The following is an 11,035-nucleotide window of genomic DNA, read 5'->3' as shown; positions in this document are numbered from 1 at the left end:
ATGGAGGGGTGGGGGCTGCGGCCGGGCGTACGGGTGGAGCTGAGAGCGACGGCCCCGTCAGCTTCCGGGGCCTGAGAACGGCCCGCGGCGCGACGCCGCGGGCCGGGGACCGGGCTACGGCGGGCCCGGGCCCAGCAGGGTCCAGGCCCCGTAGGCGGCGGACGCGCAGGCCAGGAGGGTGAGCGCGGCGGCCGTGCGCCCGGTCGTGCGCAGCCGCAGCAGGGCGACGGCGGGCGGGAGCAGCAGCGGGAACGCGGGCATCATCAGGCGCGGCCGGGAGCCGAAGTACCCGGCGCCGATCAGTGAGATGACGACGATCGTGAGGGCGTAGACGAGCACCGGGAGCGGCTGCCGCTGCCGGACGCACAGCACCACCAGCCACCCCAGCAGCCCGAGCGCCGCGATGAGGCCGAGGGCCGCGGGCCACGGGAGGCCGGCGATGAAGGCGGCGAGCGCGCGACCGCCGTCGATGTTGTTGCCCCACTGCGCCTGGACGTCGAAGTAGGCGAACGGGCTGCCCTCGCGGACGGCCACGAACACCACGTACGCCAGCCAGCCCAGCGGTGCGAGCGCCACGCCCGCGATCATCCTGGCGTTGCGGCGCAGCACCGGGCCGGCGCGGCGCTCGTCGCGGTACTCCCGTACGAGGGTGACGGCCGCGGTGATCGCCAGGGCCGCGATGAGCGCCGCCGCCGTGGGCCGGGTGAGCCCCGCCAGGACGCAGAGCGCGCCCGCGACGATCCAGCGGCCCTTGAGGACGGCGTACAGCGCCCAGGCGGCGAGCGCGGTGAACAGGGTCTCGGTGTACGCCATCGACTGGACGAACGCCGTCGGGTAGACGCCCCACAACGCGGCCAGCACCACCCCCGTACGCCGTCCGCGCAGATGGGCGCCGACGGCGAAGATGCCCCAGGCGGCGAGCAGCCCGGCCGTCCAGGCGACGAGGAGCCCGGCGCCGCCGGGGGTGAGCGGAGTCACGGCGGAGACGGCGCGTTCCAGCGCCGGGAGCAGGGGGAAGAACGCCAGGTCGGAGTGGACGGAGCCGTCGGGGAGGGTGACGGTGTAGCGGTAGCCGTTCTCGGCGATGCGCTGGTACCAGACGGAGTCCCAGCGTCCGCTGAGCGGCCCCAGGGGGTCCTTCCCGGCGGCGGACGCGGCTGCCCAGAAGGCCAGGAGCCCCAGGGCCCGCGCGCCGGCGTAGACCGCGAGCGCGGGCGCGGCGGCCCGGAGCGCGGCGGCGGCCCGGGACCCTGGGGTGCGGGGGCCCCGGGCCGGACCGGCGGGCGGCCGGGTGCGGAGCTGGTGATCGGACATACGGCCGATTATGACGTCGCCGACGGGCATCCCTCCGCACCGGGGGCCGGGGCCCGGGGCGTGTCCGGGGGTTCGCGGCGGCCCGGCTCAGACGCCGAGCACCTCGTTCCCGTACACCTTCCACGGCGACATCTCGACGCCGTCCATGACGGCCAGCTGCGGGTGGCGGGCGGCCGTCTCGTCCCGTACGGCGACGGTGTCCGGCCAGGAGTGGAGGTGGGCGTCGCCCTCGATGACGACGCCGTCCCAGTCGGTGGCGGCCGTCGCCCCGCTCCGGTCGACGACGAAGCCGATGCAGAGCACGGAGGCCCGCCCGACGGTCCGCCGGATGGCGCTCACCGCGTGTTCCCGCTCCGGCTCGGGCAGCTCCCCCACGGAGAACTCCACGGCGACGACGCCGGCCCGGGCCTGCCGGATGCGCACCAGGAGGTCGAGGCCCCCGTCGGTCCACAACCGGAATCCGACCTCGCGGAGCCGCTGGAGCCCGGCGATGGACAGCAACTGCTCGCGGGTGACGGGCGAGCGGGCGCCCAGGGAAGCGGAGTCGAGGCTGACGAGCATGGTGCGGCCGGACACCGGGTGCGTCGGGCGGAGCCCTTCGGCCTCCAGGTCGCCCAGCAGTGTCCGGGCGTCCAGGCGGGTCCAGCCCAGGTGGTACGAGTAGAAGAATCCGGCATCCATCGACGCCCACCCCCATCGCGGTTCTTCACGGCGTCGTGGTCGGCGACCACCGGCACATCCGAGCGTACTGAGCCGCGGCCGGGGCGGCGTGGGCCCACGGGCCCACGGACGGCCCCAAGCGGAACGGCCGGCGCACCAACGGCGCAACAGCGCTCCGGGGCAGCGCACTTGGGCCCGGGGTTGGGACCGGGGGCCCGGGCCGGGGCAGCTTTTCGGCCGTACGCTCTCAGCCGTCGGGCAACACGCGCGGGTCGAGGAGAGGTGCACCGTGAGCGGTGGCGGGGGCTGGGGAGACCGGAGCGCGGGCCACATACCGTCGGGGCGCCACGACATCGCGGGGTACGGCGCCCCACGCCAAGCCCAGCGGGGCAGCCGGTTCTTCGCGTTGACCCGGAGCTGGGTGACCGGCGGCCTCGTCTATCTCGCCCTCGGGTTCGTCATGAGCCGGGTCCTGGTCGATCTGCTGGGCACCGAGGAGCGCCTGGAGTCCTTCGGCTGGCGGCTGGCCCTGCTCCATCTGCCCGCCCTCGTCGTGACGCTCCTGACGGTCCTGGCCTCGGCCCGGATTCTCCCCGAGGAGTACCGCGAGTCCTCCCGCGTCCTGTACCTGCTCGCCGCCCTCGCCGTACCGCTGGCCGGGCTGCTGTACGGCTTCGCCGTCGCCGGGGACGTCGTCGGCATCGAGGGCGTTCTCATGCCCGGCGTCTCGCTGGCGGCCGGCGCGGCGTCGGGAGTGGCCGTCGACCGGCTCCTGGAGGAGCGCGCCACCCGGACCCCGGAGCCGCCCCGCTACGCGTACAACTGGCGGGACGGCGGCGCGACCGCGATGGAGTACCTGGGCCTCGTCGTCCTCGTCACCCTGCTGATCGGTGCGATGGCGATGGCCGGGGTCGGCGGAAAGATCGGGGAGCGCCTGCGGTGCGCGATCAGCTCGCTGGCCGGTGGCGGCGGCTCGTGCTCGACCGGCGGCCAGGACCCCGAGGCGAAGCCGAGGACGGACGCCGACTACGAGCCCAGGATGTGCCAGGTCTCCAGCATCTCGGACACGGCGGGCGGCAAGGTCAAGATCGGCTGGTTCGAGTGGGGCGAGGAGTACGGCTTCCAGCAGAAGGTCTCGCAGGCGAGCACCGATGTGAACGGCGACGGCACGGTCGACGGCAAGGACAAGGTCGTCTCGATGACGTTCACCGACGCCGCGTCCGCCGGGGCCACCGCCGGCACCCCGGGCGTCAAGCTCGGGAGCCTCGGCAAGGCGGACGTCGACATCGGCGGCGGCATCAAGATCACCAACGGTGACACCTGGATCTTCGCGAGCGAGGAGGAGGCTCAGAAGATGCGGGACGACATCGAGGAAATGAAGATGTGGGAGACCTCCACCAAGCACAGCGGCGGCTACGGCGGCGGCTGGTACTCCGCGATGAAGTGGGCGGAGAAGAAGGAGGACATCGAGCGGAAGATCGGTGACAGGAAGATCTCCTACTCGACCGTCGGCCTCAACGCCTACGCGGACGGCGGCCTCTCCGTGAAGGGCGGCGACGAGGGAGAACTGGGCGCGAAGCTGGGCGGCAAGGCGAAGTTCTCGCCCGAGGTGACGATCGCCAGGGACGACGTGAACGGCAACGAGTCGTACACGTACACCGCCAAGCTGGAACTGGAGGGCAAGGCCGGCGGGAACGTGGGCCCGGTCAAGGGGACCGTCGGCGGCAAGCAGAACCGCACCGGCGCCATCACCGTCACCCGCGACCAGAAGACCGGGAAGATCGTCCGCATCGACATGACGCAGACGGTGGAGAACGGTTCGGCCTCCGGGAAGGTCGAGGTGGGCGGCGACAACGGCGAGAGCGGCCAGGACAAGCGCGGCGGCAAGGGCAGCGCGTCGGACTCCTCGGGCGGCACCGGCATCGACGTGGTGACGAACTCGATCGTCTTCGGCAAGGACACGGACGCGGACACCGAGGCCAAGCGGGGCGTCGCCGAACAGTGGCTGGACGGCTCCGGGAACAACACCGCCCCGTTCGAGTACCTCTTCGGCGACCGCGGCATGGAGAACCGCCCGGAGGGCAACGACCCCTTCCAGCAGCTGATGTTCGAGGACGGGCTGTCCAGCTCCCTGCGGTACACGGGCGAGAGCGACGCCCAGGAGTTCGGCTTCGAGGTCTCGCTCGGCATGAGCCTCGGGTTCTCCCTCTCCACGGAGGAGAAGAAGGAGTCCCTGACGGACGCGCGGTTCCTCGGGGCCCCGCAGGGCGACGCCCGCACGTATCTTCCGTACAGCTACTGCGCGAACTGAGCGGGAGGTGGGACGAACGATGAGCATCAGGAAGCGCGGGACGCGCGCGGCCCGGCGACGGATGACGGCCGGCACGGCGGCCGTCCTGGGAGTCGCCCTCCTGCTGACCGGGTGTGGCGACGACGGGGACACGGCTTCCGTGCCCGAGGGCTGGGGCACGCTGGAGACCAGCAGTGTCCGCGTCGGCTACCCGGAGAACGAGGGGTACGTGGAACAGCCCGCGGTCGAAAGGGCGAAGAGCAACGCGGCCGTGGCGCTCCAGGAGAAGGGCGGCATCCGGACCGGGATGGTCTCGGTCCAGCTGGACTTCGCCACCGGGGTGGACGACGCGGCCGGGGCGGCAGCGGCGGCGGGCGCCGGCATCGGCATGAACTCCACCCGCAGGGCGACGGAGGACATCCGCCTCGCGGGCCCGGACGGCGCCCGCGAGGCCCGCGAAGCCCGCCGGATCGACTACGACTTCACGGCGGACGGCCGGGACGACACCCCGAACGTGGGGACCCCGATGAGCGGGGTCCTGGTCGCGGGCGTGGACTCGAAGGGCGTTCCGTTCGTGGTGCGCCTGAACGCGGTGAAGGACGCGGTCGACGCGGAGGGCCTGGACGCGTTCGTGGGGTCGATCACGGTCAAGTAGGGGATGCGACAGAGGGCTTGTGGTGTTGTTCGGTCAGCCGCCCATCCTGGAGGAGACCCTCACCATGGCAGAGCTGAAGATCGACGCCGTCGTGTTCGACGTACTGGGCACGCTCGTCGACGAACCCGCCGGACTCCGCACCGGCATCCGCGCGCTCGTCGACGACCCGGCCGGACTCCGCGCCGACGTTCGCGCGGTGGACTCGTCCCTCGACGCGATCGACGCACCCGATGCCCCCGATGCCCCCGAAGCCGCCGGAACCGAGCGGCTCCTGCTGCTGTGGCAGCGGCACATCGAGCGCGAGCAGCGCCGCGTCCTCGACGGCGACCGGCCCTACCTGCCCAGCGATCTCCTCGACCAGGAGGCCGCCGGAGTCGTCGCGGAGGCCGCCGGGGTCGAGGATCCGGCAGCGGTGGAGGCGCTCGCCCGGTCGGCCCGCCGCCTCCCGCCGTGGCCCGACACCGTCGCGGGGCTCGCCCGGATCGGGGGGCGCTTCCCGCTGATCGGCCTCTCCAACGCGAGCCGGACGGCGCTGCTGGAACTGAACGTCCACGCCGGACTGCGCTGGCACCAGGCGCTGTCCGCCGAGGACGCCCGCGCCTACAAGCCGGACCCGGCGGTCTACCGGCTGGCCGTCACCGGCTCCGAAGCGCCGCCGGAGCGCCTGCTGATGGTCGCCGCCCACGCCTGGGACCTGCGCGGCGCCCAGGCGCTGGGCCTGCGCACGGCCTATGTGGCCCGCCCGGTCGGCGACCCGCCCGCCTCCTCGGACCGGTTCGACCTGTACGCGGAGGGTCTGGCGGATCTGGCGGAGCAGCTCGGCGTGTCCTAGGGGGGAGGCTGAAGCCCCGGGCCGCTTCCGTTTCTGCTTCTGCTTCTGCTCCTGCTCCTGCTACTGCTACTGCTCCTGCTCCTGCTTCTGCTTCTGCTTCTCAGGGCAGAAGCGGGCAGGTGAGGGGGAGGACGCGTTCGGTCAGCCGGCCGGTGAGGACGGTGTCGGTGGCTGTGTCGGCGTCGGCGTCGGCGTCGGTGAGGACGGCCTCCGTCAGCCAGTCCGCCGCGGTCAGCCGGTCCACCAACTCCCCGAGGTCGTCCGGGGCGATGGCGCACCGGGAGGAGAGAGCTGCCACGCCGAGGCCCTCTCCCCCGGGCCCCAGTCGCCCGTCGGCCGTGACGCCGGTGGCCAGGGCCAGGGCGAGCAGGCGGGCGTCGGCCGTGGTCTTGCCCTTGCGGAGCTTCTTCTCACCGACGACCCGCTGGGCCCATCCGCTGAGCTTGGGGCGCATCTTCCTGCCGAAGGTGAACGGGCCCGGGTCGCTCTCGTCGGGCGTCAGGGACGGCACGCCGACACGGGTGGGGTTCTCCGGGCGGGAGGCGATCAGTTCGTCGACGCTACCGGCGATTTCCAGCCAGCCGCACTCCACCAGTTGCTCCACCAGGTGTTCGGGTTCCGCCAGGGGCAGCCCCTTGAGGTCCTGCCCGACGAGGTTGCCGGTGCCGGACTGCGCGGTGCGCAGCGTCAGCATCACCACCAGCAGGCGGGCTTCCGGCCCCGGCAGGGGCGCGTGGTCGGCCACGTGGGTGAGGACGGCCCGTGCGTGATCCCACTGGGCGGGCGCCGTCAGCAGCCGTGCCACAGCGGGCTCTTCGCCTTCCGGGGCCTCACCGATGCGGTGCAGATGCTGGAGACGGGCGGTGGCGGCGGCCTGTTCGGCTCGCTGGGCGTCGAGGCGCAGTCCGGTGTCGGCGGTCACTTCGGCCCAAGCGCTGAAGGCCGTCGCCTTGCGGGCGTGGAGGTCGGCGAGCACCGCGAGGTCGGGTTCGGCGCGCTGCTGGTAGGCGCGGAAGAGCTCGCCGAGTTCGGTGAGTTCGTCGCGCAGCGCGACGGGCCGCAGATCGTGCGGGACGAAACGCTGCGCGATCCTCCCCCGCCGGGCGCGCTGCCGCGCCGGCCTCGGGGGCCTCTCGGACCGGGGAGCCGGGACCTCGTGCGGGGCGGCGGCCCCGGATGCCCCGGAAGCGGTGTGCGAGAAGTGGGGGCCGACAGCCGACACCGTCGGCACGGGGACCGCCGCGGCCCGGGAGGCGCCGGTGGGAGCCGTCCGGTCGGGGGCCGGTGCGGTGGCGGCGATCTTCGCGGTGGGATGCGCGGCAGCGCAGCGTGAGCAGCACTCCATCACCTGCCACCAGCGCCCTTCCCGGTCCGTGACGACGGCCAGGACGACCGCGCCGCCGCACCTCCAGGGTGCGGGGCGCTCACGCGGTCCGGCGGGGCGGATGTGGGTGTGGCATTCCGCGGCCCGGCAGGCGCAGTACGCCGACGGGCGGGGGGCCGGGCCCGCGCGCAGGTGGGCCTTGAGGTGCTCGACCGCCGCCGTACGGCCGACGGCAGCGGAGGGCAGCACCTGCGCGGCGCAGGCCGGGCGGCTGCACGAGACGCGTACGTCCGCCCGGCCGCGGCCGACAGGGTCCAGCCGCACCGTCCAGGTGCGTCCCGTCACCCGCTCGTTCGTCGCGTGGGCCTCCACACCCATCACACCCTTCTCGACGCCTGTTCGTCCGTGCACCCCGGCACCCCCGCTGACCCATGTGTCCGTGGCGCACGACGTGTCGCATCCCGCCGCACCTGCCGCCGGTCCTGATTCCGGCCCGGCCGCACGACGGACCCGCTGTGTTCTTGTCCGTAGGGGATGTGTTTGATCCACAACGCAAACGATGGTCCGCCGTTCGGGTGACGGGCGCGGAGAGGATGTGGCCGGTTTACGGCCCTGACGGTCCGGGCGGGCCGTCCTCCGTGACGACGAACGGCCCGGCGCGCGACGGTCGTCGCGTGCTGGGCCGGGCCGTCTCCCGTGGGGTGCGGAGAAAGTCAGGACCCCGCGCCGCGCGGGAAGGAGACCTCCACGCGGCGGTTCTTCTTGCGGCCCTCTTCGTTGCTGTTGCTGGCGATCGGGTACTGCTCGCCGTAGCCCCGGATCTCGTACGTGATCGTGGCGCCGAGCTCCTTCGACAGGACCTTGTGCACGGCGTCGGCCCGCTGCTTGGACAGCACGTCGCCGTGGGCCGAGGAGCCGAGGTTGTCGGTGAAGCCGAAGACGCGGACCTTGGTCGCGTTCTGCTTCTTGATCTCGGCGGCGATCGCCGCGATGCGGGCGTTGGCCGCCGAACCGAGCTTCGCGCTGTCCTTGCCGAAGAGGACTTCGGCCTGGAGCGCGAACTTGATGTCGGCGTTGCTGTCCTCGCGGCGTTCCTCGCCGCCGAGGTCCTCCACGACCTGGACGATGTCCAGGACCCGGCCGGGGGCAAGGGTGCCGGCCTCCGGCATCTTCAGGTCCGGGTCGTTCGGGTCGACGGGAACGGGCGGCTCCGACGTCGCCTCCGTCCCGGGCGGGACGCTCGGCCCGTCGTCGGCGTACGAGGGTGAGGCTCCGAGCAGCGTGGTGCCGGCGATCAGCACGGCGACCGCGACGGCCTGTCCCATGGTGTGGGCCGCCCGGGGGCGCTTGGTGGTCTTCATGGCCGCACTCACCCAGAAATCTTCAGCGAGGTGGTGGCGAAGGTCGGGAGAGTGAAGTCGACCTCGGTCGTGCCCTGCGGCGGGGCGGGGAACTGCATGAAGATCGGCGCCGTCTTGCCGGGGGCGAGGGATGAGATCGCCGTGGTGCAGAGGCAGCGGGAGTCCGTGTCCCGGAGCACGTAGTAGCGCTTCTTACCCGCCTTGTCCACCAGCGTTGCGCCGGCGACCGAGTTGGGATTCTTGTTGACGATGTTCACCTCCGAGCCGGCCCAGCCCGAGGTGGTCCGTGCCTGGTCTCCCTCGTTGGTGATCGCGCCCTGAACAGTGAGGAAGCCGCCGGAGTCCCGCTTGACCTCGTTGACCACCAGAACCAGGCCACCCTGCCCGCGGGTCTCCGCGAGCTTCACGTCCGGGTCCACGTTCTCGCCCGCAGCCGTGTCCTCCTGCTGCGTCTCGCCCTTGTCCTCCGCGGAGGGGCTGGCCGGGGCGGACGGGGCGCCGGAGCCCTCGTTGCCGGGCTCCTCGCCTCCGTCGTCGCCACAGCCGGCGAGAGCAAGGGCCAGGGCAGCCGTCATCGAGACAGCCACCATCGCCCTTCTGGTCGTCGTGGTCCGCCGCATGCTCATGGTCCGATTCCTCTACTCGTCGTTCGCTTCGCTGTCACTGGTCGACCAACCGCACGTCGAAGAGAGTCGTGCTCACGCTCTTCCACGGCGGAGGGCTGCCGGGCGCGATCTCGAGGATCTTGCCGTTCCGGCACGTGAAGATGAAGAGGTCCTGGACACCGTCGCTGTTGGCGTCGATGGCCTTCGGATTGGGGCAGCGGAACTCGATGAGCGCGGTGGCCTCGGCCTTGGCGAACTTGCTCTCCGAACCCGGGAGCACCGGCGAGTCCACCGGATCACGGCCCTTGACCTTGACCGTGATCGTGTCCCGCAGGTAGCCGTAACTCGGCACGCAGAGGGTCATGTCGGCTTCGTTGGCGTTGGCCAGCCGCTCCGCCTCCGAGCAGGGCGGAACGAAGGGTGCGCCCAGGAAGATGTCCAAGGTGTTGCCGGGAAGCGAGGCGTAGAACCCGGTCCCGAAGTCGTCACGTGCCTGCTGGGCGGCGGCCAGCGCGGCGGCGTCCGCCGCGCCCTGGGAACCGTTGCGCAGGGCCGAGGCCTTACCGACGGCGAAGAAGGCCAACGCAAGGAAGAGCAGGCCCGCCACCATCATGATGTAGATGGGGAAGGCCTGCCCTGCGTCGCCGTGTTGGCGCTCGCGCATCAGCCCGAAACGATGGAGGTCACCAGTCCGTCGATGCGGCCGGAGATGTTCCCGCCGATCCCGGAGGCCGCGATCGCGCCGATGATCGCCACGACCACCAGGATGATGCCCAGGTACTCGAACGCCGTCTGTCCCCGGTCCTTCGCCGCGTAGCGCTTCTGGATGCTGCTGACGGCGGTGTTGGCCCAGCCGTTGACGCGGACGGCGGTCTTCAGGGTGATGTTCGGCATGGTGTTCCCCTCCTGGTTCGGCCGACCGGTTGCCGGCCGACTCGCACGTTCCTGCGGTGCCGCCCTCGATACCGGCTTCCTCCCGGCCGGTGCCGTTGGCGACATGAGAAACATAGGGGGGAACCGCCACCGTCCCAGAGGGCCCGTGGGCCCATTCCCGGGCCCAAAAGGCTTCCTGGGTCCGCTCGCCGCGCGATCGCTCGGTCATGGCTGCCGCCCGGGGTTCCGGGTCGCGGTGCCGAGCCAGTGGGCGATCGCCTCGCTGCGGGTGGTGCTGTGGAGCTTCGTGAAGATGCGGTTGATGTGGTTCTTGACCGTCTTCTCACTGATGAAGCAGGTGGCGGCGATCTGCTGATTACTCATTCCGGACGCAATCAGGTCCATGACCTCCACCTCCCGCGAACTCAGCTTGTACTGCTGCCTGTTGGGGGTGGGTGCCGACCCCCCGGACAGAGAAGACTGTCCCACAGAAGGTTGCAGTTGCGAAAGACTTTCCGAAGTTTCGAGGGGGCGTGGCGCCGGGTGCACGGGGAGGGGCGCCGCCGTCAGGGCCGATCCGAGCCCCTCCGGCAGGGGACCCCGGGGCGGAGCCGATCCCAGCCGCATGTGGGCCAGCAGGGCGTCGGCGGCCGTGGCGGTGAAGTTCGCGCGGCCGTCCTTCGTGTCGCGCACCGCCCGGACCAGTTGGTCCGCCGTGAACTCTCCGTGCACCAGGTAGCCACCCGCGCCCAGGCGCAGCGCCTCGTGGACGATCTCGGCTTCGCGGCTGTACGTCAGCATCAGCACGGGCGCGAGGCCGACCAGGTGCGGCAGGGCCGAGATGCCGTCCACGCCGGGCATCCGGACGTCGAGCAGGACCACGTCGGGGCGGTGCTGGAGCGTCCTCTCGTAGGCCTCGCGGCCGTCCGCGGCCTCTGCCACGACCTGGATGTCGGCCCGGCCCGAGAGCAGGACGCCCAGGCCCGCCCGGACCACCGGGTTGTCGTCCGCGACCACCACCCGGAGCCGGGCCGGTCCGGGAACAGCGGGAGCCGGTGCTGCCCGCGTCCGTATGTCCGCCCGTGCGTCGAAGTGCGGTATGCATCCGGATGGCGCGGTAC

At 72.1% G+C, this 11,035-nt stretch carries 11 protein-coding genes; 3 read left to right on the top strand and 8 right to left on the bottom strand.

Going from position 1 to position 11,035, the window contains the following annotated elements:
• Positions 1–114: 114 nt before the first annotated feature.
• The gene (locus HET64_RS30555; RefSeq protein ID WP_215110391.1) at positions 115–1,314 is read right to left on the bottom strand and encodes a glycosyltransferase family 39 protein; all 1,200 of its coding nucleotides are present in this window, start codon (positions 1,312–1,314) and stop codon (positions 115–117) included.
• Between the two features lie 87 nt (positions 1,315–1,401).
• Entirely contained in the window at positions 1,402–1,995 is a 594-nt protein-coding gene (locus HET64_RS30550; protein ID WP_215110390.1) for a hypothetical protein, read from the bottom strand.
• Between the two features lie 268 nt (positions 1,996–2,263).
• On the opposite strand from HET64_RS30550, the gene HET64_RS30545 reads away from it, so the two are divergent.
• The 3 genes from HET64_RS30545 to HET64_RS30535 all read left to right on the top strand — a co-directional run bounded on the left by HET64_RS30545 (position 2,264) and on the right by HET64_RS30535 (position 5,751).
• Complete coding sequence (locus HET64_RS30545; RefSeq protein WP_215110389.1) at positions 2,264–4,285, top strand: hypothetical protein; 2,022 nt, start codon at positions 2,264–2,266, stop codon at positions 4,283–4,285.
• A 19-nt stretch (positions 4,286–4,304) separates the two neighbouring features.
• Positions 4,305–4,919, top strand: a complete 615-nt coding sequence (locus HET64_RS30540) for a hypothetical protein (RefSeq protein ID WP_251146098.1) — start codon at positions 4,305–4,307, stop codon at positions 4,917–4,919.
• 64 nt (positions 4,920–4,983) lie between these two features.
• Positions 4,984–5,751: a haloacid dehalogenase type II gene (locus tag HET64_RS30535; protein ID WP_215110388.1), complete on the top strand. Its 768-nt coding sequence runs from the start codon at positions 4,984–4,986 to the stop codon at positions 5,749–5,751.
• A gap of 100 nt (positions 5,752–5,851) precedes the next feature.
• Here HET64_RS30535 and HET64_RS30530 read toward each other — a convergent pair whose 3' ends face one another.
• The 6 genes from HET64_RS30530 to HET64_RS30505 form a co-directional block, all read right to left on the bottom strand.
• Positions 5,852–7,453, bottom strand: a complete 1,602-nt coding sequence (locus HET64_RS30530; protein WP_215110392.1) for a hypothetical protein — start codon at positions 7,451–7,453, stop codon at positions 5,852–5,854.
• Positions 7,454–7,788: 335 nt separating this feature from the next.
• On the bottom strand, positions 7,789–8,436 hold the full coding sequence (locus tag HET64_RS30525; RefSeq protein WP_215110387.1) for an OmpA family protein: 648 nt from the start codon (positions 8,434–8,436) through the stop codon (positions 7,789–7,791).
• Positions 8,437–8,444: 8 nt separating this feature from the next.
• Positions 8,445–9,062, bottom strand: a complete 618-nt coding sequence (locus HET64_RS30520) for a hypothetical protein (protein ID WP_215110386.1) — start codon at positions 9,060–9,062, stop codon at positions 8,445–8,447.
• 34 nt (positions 9,063–9,096) lie between these two features.
• Complete coding sequence (locus tag HET64_RS30515) at positions 9,097–9,705, bottom strand: pilus assembly protein TadG-related protein (RefSeq protein ID WP_215110385.1); 609 nt, start codon at positions 9,703–9,705, stop codon at positions 9,097–9,099.
• Entirely contained in the window at positions 9,705–9,935 is a 231-nt protein-coding gene (locus HET64_RS30510) for a Flp family type IVb pilin (protein WP_215110384.1), read from the bottom strand. Before HET64_RS30510 ends, HET64_RS30515 begins: the two co-directional genes overlap by 1 nt.
• A gap of 204 nt (positions 9,936–10,139) precedes the next feature.
• Complete coding sequence (locus tag HET64_RS30505) at positions 10,140–11,015, bottom strand: response regulator (RefSeq protein ID WP_374105590.1); 876 nt, start codon at positions 11,013–11,015, stop codon at positions 10,140–10,142.
• Positions 11,016–11,035 lie beyond the last annotated feature (20 nt).

This window comes from Streptomyces sp. McG3 (assembly GCF_018619185.1).
Classification (GTDB): Bacteria; Actinomycetota; Actinomycetes; order Streptomycetales; family Streptomycetaceae; genus Streptomyces.
The sequence above is the reverse complement of the archived record's forward strand: the minus strand, read 5'-3'. Positions and strand labels throughout refer to the sequence as shown.